This is a genomic window from Borborobacter arsenicus, from assembly GCF_003934165.1.
In the GTDB taxonomy this organism is placed as follows: Bacteria; Pseudomonadota; Alphaproteobacteria; order Rhizobiales; family Rhizobiaceae; genus Pseudaminobacter; species Pseudaminobacter arsenicus.
Genome location: NZ_RKST01000001.1, coordinates 52895 through 71329, shown reverse-complemented (window position 1 = coordinate 71329; position 18435 = coordinate 52895). Strand labels below are relative to the sequence as shown.

Genomic DNA, 18435 nt, shown 5'->3' with positions numbered 1-18435 from the left:
CCGAACGGAACCAAGATGACTGAACTCACTAAACTGACCATTTCTGCGGCCCGCGACCGGCTTCGCGCCAGGGAATTTTCCGCGCTCGAACTGACCGACGCCTATCTCGGCGCCATCGACGCCGCCAACCCGACATTCAATGCCTATGTCGCCGTGACCCACGACAAGGCACGCGCAATGGCTGCCGCGTCAGATGAGCGCTTGGGCAAGGGCGAGGCAGGCGCGCTTGAAGGCATTCCGCTCGGCATCAAGGACCTGTTCGCGACCGAGGGCGTTCACACCCAGGCCGCCAGCCACATACTGGACGGCTTCAAGCCGCGCTACGAGTCGACCGTGACCGCCAATCTGTGGGCGGATGGCGCGGTGATGCTCGGCAAGCTCAACATGGACGAGTTCGCCATGGGCTCGTCCAACGAGACATCGTATTACGGCGCAGTCACCAATCCGTGGCGTGCCAACGGGTCGAACAAGAAGCTGGTGCCCGGCGGCTCCTCCGGTGGCTCGGCCGCGGCGGTTTCGGCATGGCTTTGTGCTGGCGCGACCGCGACGGATACAGGCGGCTCGATCCGCCAGCCAGCGGCCTTTACCGGTACCGTCGGCATCAAGCCGACCTATGGCCGCGTCTCGCGCTGGGGCGTGGTCGCATTCGCCTCCTCGCTCGACCAGGCTGGCCCGATCGCGCGTGACGTGCGCGATGCCGCAATCCTGCTCAAGTCGATGGCCTCGGTCGACCAGAAGGACACGACCTCGGTCGATTTGGCCATTCCGGATTACGAGGCAGCGATCGGCAAGTCGGTGAAGGGCATGAAAGTCGGCATTCCGCGCGAATACCGCGTGGACGGCATGCCGCAGGAGATCGAGACGCTCTGGCAGAAAGGCATCGCCTGGCTGAAGGAAGCCGGTGCGGAGATCGTCGAAATCTCGCTGCCGCACACCAAGTATGCCTTGCCGGCCTATTATATCGTTGCGCCGGCGGAAGCTTCCTCGAACCTCGCCCGCTATGACGGCGTGCGCTACGGCCTGCGCGTTCCGGGCAAGGACATTGCCGATATGTATGAGCAGACCCGCGCTGCCGGCTTCGGCCGCGAGGTCAAGCGGCGCATCATGATCGGCACCTATGTTCTCTCGGCCGGCTATTATGACGCCTATTATCTGCAGGCGCAGAAAGTACGCACGCTGATCAAGAAGGATTTCGAGGATGTCTTTGCCGCCGGTGTCGATGTCATCCTGACGCCTGCAACGCCCTCGGCTGCCTTTGGCGTCGCCGATGAGGAAATGGCGGCCGACCCGGTCAAGATGTATTTGAACGACATCTTCACAGTCACCGTGAACATGGCCGGACTGCCGGGCATCTCCGTGCCGGCTGGTCTCGACGAGCGCGGCCTGCCGCTTGGGCTTCAGCTAATCGGCCGGCCCTTCGACGAGGAAACGCTGTTCCAGACGGCCCATGTCATCGAACAGGCGGCGGGGCGGTTCGAGCCTGCGAAATGGTGGTAGGAGGCATCCCCCGCCAAATGATTGGATGACGGGATGTTCTTCTATCTTTCCAAGATCTTCGGGTTCTTTATTCAACCGTTGAATCTTGCTCTGTTCCTGCTGCTGTTCGGCATTGTCGCCCTGTTTTTGGGCCGAAAGCGCGTGTCGTTGGCGGTATCTTGCAGCGCCTTTCTTATCCTTGCTCTCGGCGTGTGGACGTCACTCGGCGCGCTGATGCTCAATCCGCTTGAAGAGCGCTTTCAGCGTCCGGCATTGCCTGAGCGGATCGACGGCATTGTCCTGCTTGGAGGTGGTCTGGAAGGTGGCATCAATCTCGTCCGGGGCGGCTACGAACTGAACGCGGGCGGCGACCGGCTGGTCGAGACGGCGGTGCTGGCGCGCCGCTTTCCTGATGCCCGCATTGTTGTCTCTGGCGGCACCGGCACGCTGATCCTTGACGGGGAGGGCGATGCCGATACCGCGCCGCGTCTTCTGTCTGCACTGGGTGTGGCGCCGGAACGGCTGGTTCTGGAGAACAAATCGCGGAACACTTACGAAAACGCCCAATTCACCAAGGCGATGGTGTCGCCCAAGCCGGGTGAAACCTGGCTGCTGGTGACTTCCGCCTTCCATATGCCGCGCTCGATGGCACTATTTCGCAAGGCGGATTTCGCGGTCCTGCCCTGGCCGGCAGACTACCGCACGTCCGGTGCCGAAGGGATCGGCTTTGCCCGAGACAATCCGCTGGATTCGCTGCGCAATCTGACTACGGCGATTCGAGAATGGGTCGGACTTCTCGCCTATTGGATATCCGGACGGATCGAGACGCCTTTTCCGGGTCCGGCATGAGTGTGACACAGTCCCGTCACATGCGTTACTCCAATATTAATGCCGGTTCTCGCATAAATATCTGATTTTATTAAAATTCTGCCATTAGCTGCATGGCAGCTATGCGAAATCTGCCTTGCTTTCGCCTTTTTCGCAGTTGCGAAAAGATGCGCAAAAGCGTATCCAGCAGGCCCTCTGCGAATAAGAAAGAAGCAGCGCCAAGCTGCTCTCGCATGACGACGGGATTTGATGGAAATCATGGACGATAGCGTTCAGAAATCCTGCTGGAGCCTAACAGCAAAGGCAGTGATTGGGATTGCAGGCCTTATCCTTCTGGTTTGGCTGGTTGGCGGTTCCGAGACCTCGGCGATGCTGGCCGCAAACTGAATTCAGGATATTTCTAATTCTGCAAAAGACACGGAGTTCACGCTCCGTGTCTTTTGCTTTATGAGGCATCCGGCAAATGTCGGGGGGAAGGCATTGGAGGTCGGCAAGGGTCGAGAGGTTTGCCCGCCAAACACCCATAATCTCTCCTGGAATATGCGGTAGGATTCGCATCGCGTGTGGAGGCCAGCTAGTCGTGTTTCTGTCGGTATTCGATCTTTTCAAGATTGGCATCGGTCCGTCGAGTTCCCACACTATGGGGCCGATGACGGCGGCCGCCCGTTTCCTGAAGGAAATCCTTGAGGACGATTGGCCGCGACCTGTCGGCGCCAAGGTGGATCGCCTTGCTGCCAGCCTGCATGGCTCGCTTGCCTATACCGGCGTCGGCCACGGCACCGACCGGGCCGTGATTCTCGGCCTTGCCGGATTGATTCCAACGACTGTCGATCCCGATCGCTCGGATGCGATCATCGAACGAATCACTGCGGACAAGCGCACCCTGCCGCCGGGCCACCCGTCCTATCGCTTCGACCCGGCGATCGATCTCGTGCTCGACAAGAAGACGCCCTTGCTGGGGCACGCCAATGGCATGGCGTTCTATGCCTATGATGCCGACGACAGGCTGCTGTTGAAGCGGATCTATTATTCCATCGGCGGCGGCTTCGTCGTCTCCGAGGAGGAGTTGCAGCGGCTGAAGACGCGCGGCAACGAAGAAGCATCGGGCAACGCCGTGCCTTACCCGTTCAAGAGCGCCGACGAGATGTTGTCGATGGCCGCCAGCAGCGGCTTGTCGATCGCCGAGATGAAGCGCGCCAATGAAGAGACGCGGCAATCACGCGAGGAACTCGACGCCGGCCTCGACGGAATCTGGGAGGCGATGAAAAGCTGCATCGATCGCGGCCTGTCGCAGGAAGGCATCATGCCCGGGGGGTTGAAGGTGCGCCGTCGCGCGCGCCAGCTCCATGAGAAATTGCAGGAAGACTGGCGCAAAAACCGGCCCAACCCGCTGCTGGCGAATGACTGGCTGTCAATCTACGCAATGGCGGTGAACGAGGAGAATGCCGCCGGCGGACGGGTTGTAACCGCCCCGACCAATGGCGCGGCCGGCACCTTGCCGGCGGTGCTGCGCTACTGGCTGCATTTCCATGACGAGGCCGATCAGGCTAGCATCCGTGATTTCCTGCTGACGGCGGCCGCAATCGGCGGCATCATCAAGACCAACGCGTCGATCTCGGGCGCGGAAGTCGGCTGCCAGGGCGAGGTTGGCTCGGCTTCGGCAATGGCGGCAGCCGGTTTATGCGCCGTGATGGGCGGCACGCCCGAGCAGGTGGAAAATGCCGCCGAAATCGCGCTGGAACATCACCTGGGCATGACCTGCGACCCGGTTGCCGGACTGGTACAGGTGCCGTGCATCGAACGCAATGCGCTTGGGGCCGTCAAGGCGGTGACGGCGGCCTCGCTGGCGATCAAGGGCGATGGCAAGCATTTCGTGCCGCTCGATGCGGCAATTGAGACGATGCGCCAGACCGGCATGGATATGAATGAGCGCTACAAGGAGACGAGCCTTGGCGGCCTTGCCGTCAATGTCGTGGAGTGCTGATCCCGCCAACGGCGCGGCTGGATGATCCCTGCGCCGGTGGACAATAAAAATTGACCGTTGACCGGCGTGCTGCCGGCGCTAAACCTTTGGCCATGGCCCTCAACCTCATAAAGCTCTGCGTCGGCTGCGACAGCGTCGAAGACCTGGAGGCCTGGATCGCATCCGATCTGGAGGAAAGCCGCCGGCTGGGCAAGCCGGTGGAGGACTATCACACGACCCGGATGACGCCGACGCGAGACGCCGAACTGCTCGATGGCGGATCGCTCTATTGGGTCGTCAAGGGCAATGTCCAGTGCCGCCAGCGGTTGCTGGAGATCAGGCCCTTCGTGGATGGCGAGGGGATATCGCGCTGCCGTCTCATTCTTGATCCCGTTGTCATTCGCACGCAATGGCAGCCAAGGCGTGCATTCCAGGGCTGGCGTTACCTGAAGGCGGCCGACGCTCCGGCCGATCTCGGGGCCGGCGGGTCGGCACTGATGGAGATGCCGCCAAAACTGCGGCGCGAACTTGCCGAGCTTGGTCTTCTCTGAAAGCGCAACAGCACTTGCAAGCTTGATCGGCAGGCCACATGTTCTCGGTAGATGAGTAACGAGAAGCCACCGGTCCGGGTCGAGAAGAAGGCTCCTCCGTCTTCGCCACGGTCGAGCACGCAGGACATTGATGCGTTTGTCCGGCAGGCGCGTTCGGTGGGTGCGGCCAGACAGGGCGGGGCCGGGCGGCTGATCCTTGCCCTTGACGCTACGATGAGCCGTCAGCCGACCTGGGATTTGGCCTGCAGTCTGCAGGCGGAAATGTTCGACGCGGTGCGAAGTGCCTCTTCGCTCAATGTGCAACTGGTCTATTTTCGCGGGCTAGGCGAATGCCGGGCCTCGAAATTCGTCGCCGACACGGCTTCTTTGAAAGCGTTGATGACGCGCATTGAATGCCATGGCGGCTATACGCAGATCGGCAAGGTCCTGTCGCATGCGCTGAAGGAAGTCGAGCGCGGCAAGATTGGAGCGCTGGTCTATATCGGCGACGCCATGGAGGAAGACGTCGACGAGCTTGCCGCCAAGGCAGGAAATCTCGGATTGCGTGGCGTGCCGATCTTCGTTTTTCAGGAAGGTCGCGATCCTGTCGCCGAAGCCGCCTTCAAGGAACTGGCGCGTCTTTCCAGGGGCGCGTGGTTCCGGTTCGACCGCAACGCTGCCACGACCCTGGCAAAACTCCTGTCTGCGGTTGCCGTTTTCGCCACCGGCGGCCTCAAGGCGCTCAGCGCGCGAGGCCGTGCCGAAGACCTCCTGATGATCGAGCATTTGCGAGGGGGTGGAAACCGATGACAGTCCTCCTCGGTGGCCTGGGTGTGCTCATCCTGCTCGTGCTGGCGGCGATGGTGCTGCTGAGAGCAGACCCGGCCAGGCTTGCTAGCAATGCGCGCCTGATAGGTCCCGTGCTGGTTGGCTTGCTCGGTGTCGGGCTTCTGCTTCTCGGGCGGGCAGGGATCGGCGGCATGCTGATCTCGGCGGCACTGGCCTGGTACACGTCCGCACGAGTGCGCAGATCAAGACGGGGCAAGACACCCGGAAAGCATTCGACCGTACGCACGGCAGCGCTGGAGATGGAACTAGACCACGACAGCGGCAAGTTGGAAGGGCTGGTCCTTGCCGGACGCCACGTTCAAAAGACGCTTGGAAATATGACGCTGCCTGAATTGCGGGAACTCTATATCGATCTTTCCGGCGATCCGGAAAGCCGGCAGCTGCTAGAGACGTATCTTGATGGCCGGTTTCCCGTCTGGCGCGAAGACTTTGATGCGCAACGTAGCGACAGGCAGGGAGTTTCGCCAGGTTCTGGCGCCATGACTGAGGAGGAGGCTTACAAGATCCTTGGTCTTGAAGCGGGGGCCTCCGCGGCGGATATCCGCAAGGCGCACCGCCGCCTGATGCAACGCCTGCACCCCGATCTCGGAGGCACGTCTTTCCTTGCGGCGCGTATCAACGAAGCCAAGGACGTCCTGCTCACCAATCACGACTAGTCTCCTTCGACGCAAAACAAACCGGGGAGATTTCTGACACCGCCTAGTTCTGGACGGCGTAACAGGAGATTTTCTGCTTCTTCAGCGCCGCGCAGGCATCCCAGGCAGCGGATTTGGATTCAAAGCCACCGAACCGTGCCCGGTGATAGGTGACGCCGCCTTTCTCGAACTGCACGGTGAATCCGGATGCATTCGCCAGGACCGCCGGCGCCTGCTTGGAAGCCGTCTCCAGAAAGGCCTGCGCTTCCGCGCGGCTGGGCGAGGAGGCGACCTGGACGACCCAGCCGGACTTGTTCAGAGAAGCGGTGCTGACAGGATCGACCTTCTCCTGAGGGGCGATCTTCTGCTCGATGTTGATTTGTGGCCGCGGCGTCGGGTTGGCATAGGCCTGCACGGATGCTTCAGAAACGAAGACGGAGTCTTCGACTTCGGCAACCGCCGCGTCGGTATCAGGCCGCTGATCCGGGGTGGGAGCGTCTTTCTTGGGCAGCAACAGCTTATTGAGGACGTTGAACGACGTGCCCCCTGCGCTGGCGACCAAAGGTTCGCTCTTGCCCCTGGTGGAGGCCTTGGGAAGGTATTTCTTGATCAGCTCCACCATGTGGTTATCGCGGCTGGCACCGCTGGTTCCACCCATCACCACCGCGACGATACGGCGATTGCCGTCCGAGACGGAGGACGCGAGGTTGAAACCGGAAGCGCGGGTGTAGCCGGTCTTGATGCCGTCAACGCCCTTCACGCGCCCGAGCAGCCGGTTGTGATTGGGCATGCGGGTACGGCCGAAGGTAAAGGAGCGGGTAGAGAAATAACCGTAATATTGCGGGTAGTGTTCCTTGAGCGCGATGCCCAGCGTGGCCATGTCGCGAGCGGTGGTGAACTGGCCGGTATTGGGCAGGCCGTGCGCGTTGCGGAATACGGTGCCGTTCATGCCCAGGCTGCGCGCCTTGGCCGTCATCATGCGGGCAAACTGGTCCTGCGACCCGCCAAGCATTTCGCCCAGGGCGGTGGCCGCATCATTCGCAGACTTGGTCACCAGACCATAGATTGCCGTCTCGACGGTGATCGACCCGCCGGCCTTGACACCCAGCTTGGTCGGCGGCTCCGCGGCCGCCTGCGCGGAAATGGGTACGCGAGTTTCCTTGGTGATCTTGCCACGCGACAGCGCTTCGAACGTCAGGTAGAGCGTCATCATCTTGGTCAGCGAGGCCGGATAGCGCCGCGAGTCCGCGTTTGCGGAAAACAGCGTCTTGCCGGTGTTGGCATCGATTACGATCGCTGCATATTTCGAGTTCGCAGCCGACGATCCCGTAGCGGCAATACTCATCGCCACGGCAATGATGCCGGCGACCACCGTTTTTGCGCAAAATATTTTGCCAAGGAAAATGCCTGCTAACGCCTGACGCACCGCCACACCCTTTGAGATTTTTGTTCCGTTCGAGGCGGCAAAGGCACCAGCCTCACATTCCCCGACACTAGGCGTGCCGCGTTACCAATCCGTTTATGGTAACCAGGACGTTCACTTTTTTATTCGACCTTTAGAATGAATTTAGATTTGCGACGGCGGCCTGCGGCTTCCGCAAGGGCATTTCCGAATTGACTTTTTGTGCGTCGCACAATAGATAGATGCATCGCACAAATCCGTACCGCGACCGTCAATACGTCGAAAGGGAAACGCGCATATGCTGCAATCATTCGAGAATGCGAGCAAATTCAACAAGGAATTCGTCGACACCAGCCTGAAGAGCTTTGCTTCAGTGTCGAAGAGCGCCCAGGCCATTGCGGTGGAAACCACCGAATACACCAAGAAGTCGTTCGAAGCCGGCACTGCCGCGCTGGAGAAGGTTTTGTCGGCCGGCTCGCTTGAGAAGGCGCTTGAAATCCAAACCGATTATGCCCGCAAGTCCTATGAGGGTTTCGTGGCCGAGGCGACCAAGCTCGGCGAGCTCTATGCCGATCTTGCCAAGGAAGCCTATACCCCGTTCGAATCGGTCATCGCCAAGTCGAAGTAACTTCCTGAACCAATCGAGCCCCCTGCGGCTTATTTGAAACCCGGTTGCCCTGCGCAGCCGGGTTTTTCGTATGCAGCCGGACCATGGCCGCGTTCACGATTAACGGAAATCATCCGGCACTCGCCGCGGTGCGTATTGTCACCGTGCGAGAAGGGCTTAAAATCCAATATCGACTACCTACATTCGAGCTTCGGGTGAGGATCCGACGAAAGGCATGGTGTTTGTGACGAAAGGCGGGGAAGCCACGGAAATGCGAGTGGCACGCATGCAGAACGGCGCAGGTCGGGACAATGGTCCGGGCCGGGGCACGGCCGTCATTACACGAACCAAGACGAGGACGAAGAAGCCAAGTCTTTATCGGGTCCTGATCCTCAATGACGACTACACGCCGATGGAATTCGTCATCCATATCCTGGAGCGGTTTTTCCAGAAGGATCGGGAATCGGCGACTCGCATCATGCTGCACGTTCACAATCACGGCGTCGGTGAATGCGGGGTCTATACATTTGAGGTGGCCGAGACCAAAGTGTCTCAGGTCATGGATTTCGCCCGCCAGAATCAACATCCGCTGCAATGCGTGATGGAGAAGAAATGAGGTATTGAATGCCGGCTTTCTCCCAGGGCCTGGAAAAAGCGCTTCATCAGGCGTTGACCTTCGCCAATGAGCGCCATCATGAATATGCGACGCTGGAACATCTCCTGCTCGCATTGATCGACGATGCGGAAGCCGCCGCCGTCATGCGGGCATGCAATGTCGATCTCGATGACCTGAAGCACACGGTCCTCACTTATATCGACACCGAACTCGATAATCTGGTCACCGGCTATGACGAGGATTCCAAGCCGACGGCCGGTTTCCAGCGGGTCATCCAGCGCGCGGTCATTCATGTCCAGTCTTCCGGGCGCGATGAGGTTTCGGGCGCAAATGTGCTCGTCGCTATCTTTGCCGAGCGCGAGAGCCATGCCGCCTATTTCCTGCAGGAACAGCAGATGACCCGTTACGACGCGGTCAACTATATCTCGCACGGCATCGCCAAGCGGCCGGGTGCCGGCGAATCGAGGACGCCGCGCGGCGCCGAGGACGACCAGTCCGGCGCTCAGGGCGGCAGCGATTCTTCGGAGGATAACGGCAAGAAAAAGCAGCAGGATGCGCTGACGGCCTATTGCGTCGATCTCAACAAGAAGGCGCGGGCGGGCAAGATCGATCCGCTGATCGGGCGCGAGTCCGAGATCAATCGGACCATTCAGGTGCTGTGCCGCCGTTCCAAGAACAACCCGCTTTATGTCGGCGATCCCGGCGTCGGCAAGACCGCCATCGCGGAGGGCTTGGCCAAGCGCATCGTCGAGGGCGATGTGCCGGACGTGCTGGCTGACGCGACCATCTTTGCGCTCGACATGGGCACGCTTTTGGCGGGCACCCGCTATCGCGGCGATTTCGAGGAGCGTTTGAAGCAGGTCGTCAAGGAACTGGAAGAATATCCGGGCGCGGTGCTGTTCATCGACGAGATTCACACGGTGATCGGTGCCGGCGCCACCTCTGGCGGCGCCATGGATGCGTCGAACCTGCTCAAGCCGGCGCTTTCTTCCGGCTCGATCCGCTGCATCGGCTCGACCACCTACAAGGAATTCCGCCAGTTCTTCGAAAAGGATCGCGCGCTGGTGCGCCGGTTCCAGAAGATCGACGTCAACGAGCCGACGGTCGATGACGCCATCGAGATCATGAAAGGCCTCAAGCCTTACTATGAGCAGTTCCACAAGGTGAAATACACCAACGACGCCATCAAGGCGGCGGTGGAGCTGTCGGCGCGCTACATCAGCGACCGCAAGCTGCCGGACAAGGCGATCGATGTTATCGACGAGACCGGCGCCTCGCAGATGCTGTTGCCCGAAACAAGGCGCAAGAAGACGATCGGCATCAAGGAGATCGAGGCGACCATCGCCACCATGGCGCGCATTCCGCCCAAGACGGTTTCTGCCGATGATGAGCAGGTTCTGGCTGGTCTGGAAACGGAACTGCGCCGAGTGGTCTATGGACAGGATACGGCCATCACCGCATTGTCCTCGGCGATCAAGCTGGCGCGGGCGGGCCTGCGCGAGCCTGAAAAGCCGATCGGTTCCTACCTGTTCTCTGGCCCGACCGGCGTCGGCAAGACAGAGGTGGCAAAGCAACTTGCCGCTTCGCTCGGTGTCGAACTGCTGCGCTTCGACATGTCCGAATATATGGAACGCCACACGGTCAGCCGTCTGATCGGCGCGCCTCCGGGCTATGTTGGCTTCGACCAGGGCGGCCTGCTGACCGACGGTGTCGACCAGCATCCGCATTGCGTGCTCTTGCTCGACGAGGTCGAGAAGGCGCATCCGGACCTGTTCAATATCCTGTTGCAGGTCATGGACCACGGCAAGCTGACCGACCACAACGGCAAGCAGATCGACTTCCGCAACGTCATCCTGATCATGACGACGAATGCGGGCGCTTCCGACATGGCCAGGGCGGCCATCGGCTTCGGCTCGTCCAAGCGCGAAGGCGACGACATGGAGGCGATCAACCGGCTGTTCTCGCCTGAGTTCCGCAACCGTCTCGATGCGATCATTCCGTTCGGCTCGCTGCCGGTGCCGGTGGTGCATCAGGTGGTGCAGAAATTCGTCATGCAGCTGGAGGCCCAGCTTTCGGAGCGTGGCGTCACCTTCGACCTGTCGCCGGAAGCGATCGCCTGGCTTGCCGAGAAAGGCTATGACGAGCGCATGGGCGCGCGGCCGCTTGGCCGGGTGATCCAGGAGCACATCAAGAAGCCGCTGGCTGAAGAGGTGCTGTTCGGCAAACTCAAGAAGGGCGGCACCGTGCGCGTGACGCTGGAGACGAACGAGGCGGGCGAAAGCGGCCTGAAGCTTGAGGCCCTGGCCGACGAGGTGCCGGTCAAGCCGAAAAAGGAAGAGGCCAGAAAGCCCGCGGCCAAGAAGCCGGCTGCACGCAAAGCCGCTGCAAAGAAGCCCGCGGCGCAGAAGCCTAAGGGCAAGGATGGAGCCAAGCGCAGCCTCGTGCCGCAACTGCCGCGCAAGGGCTGATCAGTCCCGAACGATTGCAAGATTAAGAAACCGCCGGCCATCTGGCCGGCGGTTTTTCTTAGAGCATTTCCAGCAAAAGTGTGAAACGGTTTTGCGTCCGGAAATGCGGCTAAACAAATAGATAGAGCAACGGTTGTGCATCCGTCAGGATGCCCGTTGCTCTATGTGCCGAATGTCACAAAACCTTCAGGGCTTATGGTCCAGGCCGGGTTCCAGGCGATTTCCCAGGCGTGGCCATCTGGGTCGGCAATATAGCCGTTATAGCCGCCATGAGGCGGCGCGACCGGCGCCCTGAGCAGGCTGCCACCGGCCGCGACGAGCTGGTCCATCGCCGGTTTAACGTCGTCACGGGTGGGCACGTTGTGGGCGAGGGCGAACGCTCCCGGCCTCGCCAGCTTGCGTCCCATATCCGCCGACAGGGCGCTCTCCAGCCAGGTCCCCAGCATCAGGCCGTTCATCTGGTAGAAGACGACTTCCTCATTCTCGAATACGGGTGCCCAGCCAAAGCCCTCCACATAAAAGCGCCGTGACCGGGGAAGGTCGGCGATGCCCAGCGTGATAACCGAGATTTGCTGCTGCATTGCGTCACTCCCTGCGTTTCGCACCCGTTCAATTTAGGGGGCGTTCATTCGCCGGCCAGCGCTGCGCGGATCTTTTCGGCATTGGCGGCAAGCACCTCCGGCTTTTCTATAGCGCCCGTGTGCGGTTTGAGCGCCACGCCTTCAAAGCGCGGCAACACATGCACATGCAGGTGAAACACCACCTGGCCTCCTGCCTGCTCGTTGAATTGCTGGATCGTAACGCCGTCGGCCTGGAAGGCCTTCATTACCGCGCGCGACAGTTTCTGCACCGTGCGCATGACGGCTGCGAGGCTTTCTTGTTCGACATCGAATATGTTGCGGGATGGCTTTTTGGGGATGACCAGGCAGTGGCCGTCGCCGCGCGGCATGATGTCCATCATGACGAATGTATCGTCATCCTCATAGAGCTTGTGGGCGGGCAATTCGCCGCGCAGGATCTTCGCAAACACATTGGTATCGTCATAAGCCATAATCTGCCTCTCGCCATTTTCACGCTTACCCCATAGTCCTCGAAGGGTCGGTGCCGAATCAAGAGCCGAGGGGTTTATATGTATTGGAACTATGTTTATCTGCTTGTCGCCATTCTGTTCGAGGTCGTCGCTACCACCGCGCTCAAGGAAACATATGGCTTCACCCGGCTGATCCCTTCGCTGGTCGCGATTGTGGGTTATGCCCTGGCTTTCTATTTCCTCTCTCTGACGCTGCGCACCATGCCGGTGGGCGTGGTCTATGCCATCTGGTGCGGCGCGGGCATCATATTCATCACCATGATCGGTTGGGTCTGGTTCCGCCAGGCGCTCGACCTGCCTGCGCTGATCGGCATGGGGTTCATCATGGCGGGGGTGATGATCATAAACCTGTTTTCAAAAACGCTCATTCATTGAGCCCGGAGCCTTTGCGGAACGGGGTGCGCTCGTCGAGATATTCGCCGATCTGCGCGACCTCGCTCCGCTCGCGCGCAAGATAGTCGGCGACGGCATTCCTCAGGCCCGGATGCGCAATGTAGTGGGCGGAATGCGTCGTCACCGGCCGGTATCCGCGCGCGAGCTTGTGTTCGCCCTGTGCGCCGGCCTCCACCACCTTCAGGCCCTTGTGGATCGCAAAATCGATTGCCTGGTGGTAGCAGACCTCGAAATGCAGGAAGGGGTGGTCCTCGATGCAGCCCCAGTTACGGCCGAACAGCGTTTGCGAGCCGATGAAATTGATGGCGCCGGCGATGTAGCGACCGCCGCGCCTGGCCATGACCAGCAGGATGTCGCCGGCCATGCGCTCGCCGATTAGCGAGAAGAAGGTCCGGTCGAGATAGGGTCGGCCCCATTTGCGGCTGCCGGTGTCCATGTAGAAGGCGAAGAAATCGTCCCAGACACGCTCGGTGAGGTCAGAGCCCGTCAGCCAGTCGATAGAGATGCCGGCAGCGAGTGCTTCGCGCCGCTCCTTCTTCAGCGCCTTGCGCTTGCGAGAGGCGAGCGTGGCGAGAAAATCGTCATAGGTGGAATAGCCCTCGTTGAAGAAATGGAATTGCTGGTCGGTCCGATGCAGGAAGCCGGCCTGCTGCAATGCCGACATGTCTGCATGCTCGGCGAAGGTGACGTGAGCCGAGGAAACGCCAAGCTGGTCGGTCGCCATTTTTAATCCGGAGGCGAGGGCGGTTTTGACCGCTTCCTCATTGGCCGAGCGATTGACCAGAAGCCGCGGCCCGGTCGCCGGAGTGAACGGCACGGAAACCTGCAGCTTTGGATAATAGCGTCCGCCAGCGCGCTCGAAGGCATCGGCCCAGCCATGGTCGAAGACATATTCGCCCTGGCTGTGCGATTTGACATAGCAGGGCACGGCGCCAAGCACTGTTCCGTCGGATGCATCCAACCGCAGATGATGTGCCTGCCAGCCGGTGCGCCTGACAGCGCAGCCGGACTCTTCAAGGATGCTCAAAAAGTCAAATGAGATAAACGGGTTATATGGAGAAGCCGAACTATCGCGCGATGTGCCTGAGAAACTGCTCCACTCGGCTTTGGTGAAGCCGCCAAGGGTCGGCACGATACGGATGGCGTATTCGCCATCCGTCTGTTTCCCGCCGCCATCGCTTCTGCTGTCCATGACGTCTTAGATACGCCGCTGGTTGTGGCGCGCAAGAGGCGGCGGCCTACGCGGTCAAGCGCGCCTGTGGCTCGAAGCCCTCGAAAGTCATCTGATCGGCATGGGCAAAAGTCGCCTTCACGGAGGCCTGGTCCCGAACCGTCCAGGTGATCACCGGCATGTTCAAATTTTCGCGAACGAAGCCGACAAAGCGGTTGGGAAGGTCCGCAACATGGTAGGAGACGAAGGAAATGCCATGCGCCAGCATCGAGAAATGCGCCTCGATGTCCTGATCCCTGGTGCCATAGGCGGTCAGTCCGGTTGGAATGTCGCCGGCATGGGCAGGAAATTGCCGGATCAGCCAGTGGTCGAAGGACATGATTGCGGCCTTGCCAGGATAGGCGCGCAACGTTTCGCACACCCGCTCCACCAGGCCCTCATCCCGTCCGGGAGTGCCCTTCAGCTCGATCACCAGCGGTACGCGCCCGCCCACGAGGTCGAGCAATTCTCGCAGCGAAGGCGCATGGTCGGCCGTGCCGCCGATGCTGAGCGCAGCAAGCTCGGCAGCGGTTCGCTGCCAGATATAGCCATCCTGCCCGGCCAGCCGCTCGAGCGAGTGGTCATGAAATACAATGGGTACGCCATCGGACGAAAGATGCACATCGCATTCGATGGCATAGCCTCGCTCGACAGCGAGGCTAAAGGCCGACAGCGTGTTTTCCCACACCGTCTTGTTGAGATCGTGGTAACCGCGATGCGCGATCGGCTGCGCGGTCAGCCAGGAAAGGTCGGCCATGGCGTGCCTCAGGCAACCTCGATGATCGCTTCGACCTCGACGGCGGCATTGAGCGGCAGTGCTGCCATGCCAACGGCGACGCGCGCATGTTTGCCGCGCTCGCCCAACACGTCGGCAAAGAAATCGGAGGCGCCGTTGCCGACCAGATGCTGTTCCGTGAAATCCGGTGCGGAGGCGACATAAATGGTGATCTTCACCAGACGGGCGATTTTTTCCAGATCACCCAACGCTGCCTTTGCCTGTGCCAACACATTGATCGCACACAGCTTTGCGGCTTCCTTGCCGGTGGCGGTGTCGATGTCGCGGCCGAGCAAGCCTGTAATGTGCAGCTTGCCGTCCTTCATAGGCAATTGGCCGGAGGGGTAGAGCAGATTTCCGGTGCGCACGAAAGGCACGTAGTTGGCCGCTGGCGCTGCCGCTTCCGGCAGATTGATGCCCATGCTCTGGAGCCGCTTTTCGATTGTGTCGCCCATCTTGTTTTCCTATGTCTTCATGTGAGGTGGTCGGTTGTTCGAGCGCAAACTGCTATTTTTGCCTCGCTTCCGCCATGACTTTTTTTAAAGTGGCCCACTTTAATGTGAATGTGGCAAAACGTGGCCACGCCGACTGGAGCGTCTCATGCGCGTATCGCGCCTTGCCCTGCTTGCCCTTCTCGCATCACCGGCCTTCGCTGCTGTCCCGGCTTTTGCCGTGACGCCGCTTGCGCCACATCGGGCCGTGTATGATCTGGTTCTCGACAAGGCATCGGACAATTCGGGAATCACCGGCATCGCCGGTCGCATGGTCTATGAGTTCAACGGCTCGGCCTGTGAGGGCTATACGGTCAAGTTCCGCTTCGTGACGCAGATCGATACGGGCGAGAACTCGCGCGTGACCGACCAGCAGACCACCACTTTCGAGGATGCCGAAGGCAAGACGTTCAGCTTCGTGACGAAATCCTTTGTCGACCAGACGCTGGATCGCGAAGTCAAGGGCACGGCGACCCGTGAAAAGGATGGGCTGAGGGTCGAGATCGACAAGCCGGAAAAGAACAGCCTGGAGCTTCCGGCGACGCAATTTCCGACCCAGCACCTGGTCGAACTGATCAACAAGGCCAATAGCGGCGAGACTTTCTACGAAACCAATCTGTTTGACGGTTCCGAGGATGCCGACAAGGTGATGACGACGACCGTCGTCGTTGGCAAGAAGTCCGACGCACAAAAGAGCGATCCGGAATTGTCAGCGCTGAAGGACCTTGCCACCCAAAAATACTGGCCGGTGGACATCGCCTATTTCGATGAAAACACCGATGGCGGCGAAGAGGTGCCGGAATACCGGATTGCCTTCAAGCTGCACGAAAATGGCCTGACGCGCGACCTGGTCATGGACTATGGCGATTTTTCGATGACCGGAAAGCTCGTCAATCTGGCGCTGTTTCCCGCGCCGAAGGAAAAATGCGAGCGGTAGAGCAGGCTGTCTTGTCGCGCCCATGGCGGGCGCGCTTGCCAAAAGCCGGTATAGCCTTTATATGCGCCGGCATTCCACACACGGACTTTGGTGTCTGCCCGGGAGAAATCCGGCTGAAACCTCCGGTGGCGGTCAGATAAAACCCCGAGAAGCGCAAGCCTTTCGTTCCGGTTTTCTCAAAGCCGTCAAGTGTCCGTGGAGGTTAACCGGAAAGGAAATAGAGAATGGCTCTGCCTGATTTCAGCATGCGCCAGCTTTTGGAAGCTGGTATTCACTTCGGCCACCAGACCCATCGCTGGAACCCGAAGATGGCGCCCTACATCTATGGCGCGCGCAACAACATCCACATCATCGACCTCAGCCAGACGGTGCCGCTTCTGCATCAGGCGTTGAAGCAGGTGTCCGACACCGTTGCCCGTGGTGGCCGCGTGCTGTTCGTCGGCACCAAGCGTCAGGCTTCCGAAATCGTTGCCGATGCCGCGCAGCGTTCGGCGCAGTACTACGTCAATTCGCGCTGGTTGGGCGGCATGCTGACCAATTGGAAGACGATCTCCAATTCGATCCAGCGTCTGCGCAAGCTCGATGAGCTGCTGGCGGGCGAGGCCCTCGGCTTCACCAAGAAGGAGCGTCTGAACCTTGAGCGCGAGCGCGAAAAGCTCGACAAGGCGCTCGGCGGTATCAAGGACATGGGCTCGACGCCTGACCTGATGTTCGTCATCGACACCAACAAGGAAGCGATTGCCATCCTCGAGGCGAAGCGTCTGGGTATTCCGGTCGTGGCGATCGTCGATTCCAACTGCGATCCGGACAAGGTCGACTTCCCGATTCCGGGTAACGACGATGCCGCACGCGCGATCCAGCTTTATTGCGATCTGATCGCCAAGGCCGCCATTGACGGCATTGCGCGCCAGCAGGGTGCTCTGGGTGTGGACATCGGTGCTGCGGAAGAAGCGCCCTTCGAGCCGGTGATCCTGGAAGCGCCGGCCGAGACCGCTCCAGAAGCCTGATAGCGCGAAGGCCGCAAATGCGGCTTTCATTTTCTTTTGATTTGGCACGCCATGTCGTGCCGGCGTCAGGCGCATCACCGATAATCGGGGTGGTGCGCCAACGCATTTGATACAAAGAGGCCAAGATGAGCATTTCAGCAGCACAGGTAAAACAGCTCCGCGACATGACCGGCGCGGGCATGATGGATTGCAAGGCAGCGCTTGCCGAAACCAATGGCGACATGGAAGCCGCCGTTGACTGGCTGCGTGCCAAGGGCATTGCCAAGGCCGACAAGAAGGCCGGACGTACGGCGGCCGAAGGTCTGGTCGGCGCAGCCGGTGACGCAACCAGCGCTGTCCTTGTCGAAGTGAATTCGGAAACGGACTTCGTGGCCCGTGCCGAAGGGTTCCAGGAAATCGTCCGCAACGTTGCCAAGGTCGCGCTTGAGAGCGACGGTTCCACCGAGGCCGTTGCTGCAGCAAACTATCCCGGCACCGACAAGACCGTTGTCGACGCCATCAAGGATGCCGTCGGCACGATCGGCGAAAACCTCGCTTTCCGTCGCTCGGCCAAGCTGTCGGTGTCGTCCGGTGCGGTTGCGACCTATGTTCATAATGCGGTTGCCGACAATCTCGGCAAGCTTGGTGTGCTGGTCGCCATCGAGACGACAGGCAACGCCGATGCTGCCCGTGCCTTTGCCCGGCAGGTCGCCATGCATGTTGCTGCCACCAATCCGCTGGCACTGACCGCAGAGCAGGTCGATCCGACCGCTGTCGCTCGTGAAAAGGCTATCTTCTCCGAGCAAGCCCGGGAATCGGGCAAGCCTGAAAATATCATCGAAAAGATGGTCGAAGGCCGGATGCGCAAGTTCTACGAGGAGGTCGTCCTTCTCAAGCAGGCTTTCGTCATCAATCCGGACGTGACGGTCGAGGCTGCCCTCAAGGAAGCGGAGAAGGAAATCGGCGCTCCGGCGAAGATCACCGCCTTCCTGCGTTATGCGCTCGGCGAGGGTATCGAAAAGGAAGAGACCGATTTTGCGGCAGAGGTTGCCGCGGCGGCTAAAAAGTAACGCAGCATCAAGCTGTTCTTCGCGTTTTATGAACAGGGCATCGCGTGACAACGCGGTGCCCTTCGTGTATCGCAATCCCGCTGGGGCGTGGTCCCGAAAAGCGGGAGCC

The 18435-nt window shown here is 60.2% G+C and carries 19 protein-coding genes; 13 read left to right on the top strand and 6 right to left on the bottom strand.

Annotated elements, in window-relative coordinates:
* The first annotated feature begins 15 nt into the window (after window positions 1-15).
* From gatA to EET67_RS07990, 6 genes are all read left to right on the top strand, one after another.
* Window positions 16-1497 (top strand): Asp-tRNA(Asn)/Glu-tRNA(Gln) amidotransferase subunit GatA, encoded by a 1482-nt coding sequence (gatA, locus tag EET67_RS08015; protein WP_128625643.1) that lies wholly within the window; start codon window positions 16-18, stop codon window positions 1495-1497.
* A 33-nt stretch (window positions 1498-1530) separates the two neighbouring features.
* Window positions 1531-2325: a YdcF family protein gene (locus tag EET67_RS08010; protein WP_128625642.1), complete on the top strand. Its 795-nt coding sequence runs from the start codon at window positions 1531-1533 to the stop codon at window positions 2323-2325.
* 559 nt (window positions 2326-2884) lie between these two features.
* A complete protein-coding gene (locus EET67_RS08005) occupies window positions 2885-4288 on the top strand; it encodes an L-serine ammonia-lyase (RefSeq protein WP_128625641.1) in 1404 nt (467 codons plus the stop codon).
* Window positions 4289-4380: 92 nt separating this feature from the next.
* Entirely contained in the window at window positions 4381-4818 is a 438-nt protein-coding gene (locus EET67_RS08000) for a DUF1489 family protein (protein WP_128626122.1), read from the top strand.
* Between the two features lie 51 nt (window positions 4819-4869).
* A complete protein-coding gene (locus EET67_RS07995; RefSeq protein WP_128625640.1) occupies window positions 4870-5607 on the top strand; it encodes a vWA domain-containing protein in 738 nt (245 codons plus the stop codon).
* Window positions 5604-6302: a DnaJ domain-containing protein gene (locus tag EET67_RS07990; RefSeq protein WP_128625639.1), complete on the top strand. Its 699-nt coding sequence runs from the start codon at window positions 5604-5606 to the stop codon at window positions 6300-6302. Before EET67_RS07995 ends, EET67_RS07990 begins: the two co-directional genes overlap by 4 nt.
* 43 nt (window positions 6303-6345) lie before the next feature.
* Here EET67_RS07990 and EET67_RS07985 read toward each other — a convergent pair whose 3' ends face one another.
* Window positions 6346-7707: an SPOR domain-containing protein gene (locus EET67_RS07985; protein ID WP_425359516.1), complete on the bottom strand. Its 1362-nt coding sequence runs from the start codon at window positions 7705-7707 to the stop codon at window positions 6346-6348.
* A 274-nt stretch (window positions 7708-7981) separates the two neighbouring features.
* Between EET67_RS07985 and EET67_RS07980 the strand changes: the two genes are divergently transcribed.
* The 3 genes from EET67_RS07980 to clpA all read left to right on the top strand — a co-directional run bounded on the left by EET67_RS07980 (window position 7982) and on the right by clpA (window position 11374).
* Window positions 7982-8311, top strand: a complete 330-nt coding sequence (locus EET67_RS07980; RefSeq protein ID WP_128625638.1) for a phasin family protein — start codon at window positions 7982-7984, stop codon at window positions 8309-8311.
* 265 nt (window positions 8312-8576) lie between these two features.
* Window positions 8577-8906 carry an ATP-dependent Clp protease adapter ClpS gene (clpS, locus tag EET67_RS07975; RefSeq protein ID WP_165899853.1) on the top strand — a complete coding sequence of 110 codons (330 nt, stop codon included), beginning with the start codon at window positions 8577-8579 and terminating at the stop codon, window positions 8904-8906.
* 8 nt (window positions 8907-8914) lie between these two features.
* Window positions 8915-11374: an ATP-dependent Clp protease ATP-binding subunit ClpA gene (gene clpA, locus EET67_RS07970; protein ID WP_128625637.1), complete on the top strand. Its 2460-nt coding sequence runs from the start codon at window positions 8915-8917 to the stop codon at window positions 11372-11374.
* A gap of 161 nt (window positions 11375-11535) precedes the next feature.
* On the opposite strand, the gene EET67_RS07965 is transcribed toward clpA, so the two are convergent.
* The gene (locus EET67_RS07965; protein ID WP_128625636.1) at window positions 11536-11955 is read right to left on the bottom strand and encodes a VOC family protein; all 420 of its coding nucleotides are present in this window, start codon (window positions 11953-11955) and stop codon (window positions 11536-11538) included.
* Between the two features lie 44 nt (window positions 11956-11999).
* Window positions 12000-12425, bottom strand: coding sequence for an HIT family protein (locus tag EET67_RS07960; RefSeq protein ID WP_128625635.1), 426 nt, complete (start codon window positions 12423-12425; stop codon window positions 12000-12002).
* Between the two features lie 78 nt (window positions 12426-12503).
* Between EET67_RS07960 and EET67_RS07955 the strand changes: the two genes are divergently transcribed.
* Window positions 12504-12839 (top strand): DMT family transporter, encoded by a 336-nt coding sequence (locus tag EET67_RS07955; RefSeq protein ID WP_128625634.1) that lies wholly within the window; start codon window positions 12504-12506, stop codon window positions 12837-12839.
* Here EET67_RS07955 and EET67_RS07950 read toward each other — a convergent pair.
* Genes EET67_RS07950 through EET67_RS07940 form a run of 3 tightly spaced genes read right to left on the bottom strand, consistent with a single transcriptional unit; the run spans window position 12829 to window position 15297 of the window.
* Complete coding sequence (locus EET67_RS07950) at window positions 12829-14049, bottom strand: GNAT family N-acetyltransferase (protein ID WP_128625633.1); 1221 nt, start codon at window positions 14047-14049, stop codon at window positions 12829-12831. The genes EET67_RS07955 and EET67_RS07950 overlap by 11 nt on opposite strands.
* A gap of 46 nt (window positions 14050-14095) precedes the next feature.
* Window positions 14096-14824: a glycerophosphodiester phosphodiesterase gene (locus tag EET67_RS07945; RefSeq protein WP_128625632.1), complete on the bottom strand. Its 729-nt coding sequence runs from the start codon at window positions 14822-14824 to the stop codon at window positions 14096-14098.
* Between the two features lie 8 nt (window positions 14825-14832).
* Window positions 14833-15297: a RidA family protein gene (locus tag EET67_RS07940; RefSeq protein ID WP_128625631.1), complete on the bottom strand. Its 465-nt coding sequence runs from the start codon at window positions 15295-15297 to the stop codon at window positions 14833-14835.
* Window positions 15298-15442: 145 nt separating this feature from the next.
* On the opposite strand from EET67_RS07940, the gene EET67_RS07935 reads away from it, so the two are divergent.
* The 3 genes from EET67_RS07935 to tsf all read left to right on the top strand — a co-directional run bounded on the left by EET67_RS07935 (window position 15443) and on the right by tsf (window position 18326).
* Entirely contained in the window at window positions 15443-16270 is an 828-nt protein-coding gene (locus tag EET67_RS07935; protein WP_128625630.1) for a cell envelope integrity EipB family protein, read from the top strand.
* A 224-nt stretch (window positions 16271-16494) separates the two neighbouring features.
* Window positions 16495-17277: a 30S ribosomal protein S2 gene (gene rpsB, locus EET67_RS07930; protein WP_128625629.1), complete on the top strand. Its 783-nt coding sequence runs from the start codon at window positions 16495-16497 to the stop codon at window positions 17275-17277.
* A gap of 125 nt (window positions 17278-17402) precedes the next feature.
* On the top strand, window positions 17403-18326 hold the full coding sequence (tsf, locus tag EET67_RS07925) for a translation elongation factor Ts (protein ID WP_128625628.1): 924 nt from the start codon (window positions 17403-17405) through the stop codon (window positions 18324-18326).
* Window positions 18327-18435: the final 109 nt, after the last annotated feature.

Coding starts and splice junctions, on each gene's coding strand:
- gatA (WP_128625643.1), top strand. CDS start 16: ATGACTGAACTCACTAAACTGACCATTTCTGCGGCCCGCGACCGGCTT.
- EET67_RS08010 (WP_128625642.1), top strand. CDS start 1,531: ATGTTCTTCTATCTTTCCAAGATCTTCGGGTTCTTTATTCAACCGTTG.
- EET67_RS08000 (WP_128626122.1), top strand. CDS start 4,381: ATGGCCCTCAACCTCATAAAGCTCTGCGTCGGCTGCGACAGCGTCGAA.
- EET67_RS07995 (WP_128625640.1), top strand. CDS start 4,870: ATGAGTAACGAGAAGCCACCGGTCCGGGTCGAGAAGAAGGCTCCTCCG.
- EET67_RS07990 (WP_128625639.1), top strand. CDS start 5,604: ATGACAGTCCTCCTCGGTGGCCTGGGTGTGCTCATCCTGCTCGTGCTG.
- EET67_RS07980 (WP_128625638.1), top strand. CDS start 7,982: ATGCTGCAATCATTCGAGAATGCGAGCAAATTCAACAAGGAATTCGTC.
- clpS (WP_165899853.1), top strand. CDS start 8,577: ATGCAGAACGGCGCAGGTCGGGACAATGGTCCGGGCCGGGGCACGGCC.
- clpA (WP_128625637.1), top strand. CDS start 8,915: ATGCCGGCTTTCTCCCAGGGCCTGGAAAAAGCGCTTCATCAGGCGTTG.
- EET67_RS07965 (WP_128625636.1), bottom strand. CDS start 11,955: ATGCAGCAGCAAATCTCGGTTATCACGCTGGGCATCGCCGACCTTCCC.
- EET67_RS07960 (WP_128625635.1), bottom strand. CDS start 12,425: ATGGCTTATGACGATACCAATGTGTTTGCGAAGATCCTGCGCGGCGAA.
- EET67_RS07955 (WP_128625634.1), top strand. CDS start 12,504: ATGTATTGGAACTATGTTTATCTGCTTGTCGCCATTCTGTTCGAGGTC.
- EET67_RS07950 (WP_128625633.1), bottom strand. CDS start 14,049: ATGGACAGCAGAAGCGATGGCGGCGGGAAACAGACGGATGGCGAATAC.
- EET67_RS07945 (WP_128625632.1), bottom strand. CDS start 14,824: ATGGCCGACCTTTCCTGGCTGACCGCGCAGCCGATCGCGCATCGCGGT.
- EET67_RS07940 (WP_128625631.1), bottom strand. CDS start 15,297: ATGGGCGACACAATCGAAAAGCGGCTCCAGAGCATGGGCATCAATCTG.
- EET67_RS07935 (WP_128625630.1), top strand. CDS start 15,443: ATGCGCGTATCGCGCCTTGCCCTGCTTGCCCTTCTCGCATCACCGGCC.
- rpsB (WP_128625629.1), top strand. CDS start 16,495: ATGGCTCTGCCTGATTTCAGCATGCGCCAGCTTTTGGAAGCTGGTATT.
- tsf (WP_128625628.1), top strand. CDS start 17,403: ATGAGCATTTCAGCAGCACAGGTAAAACAGCTCCGCGACATGACCGGC.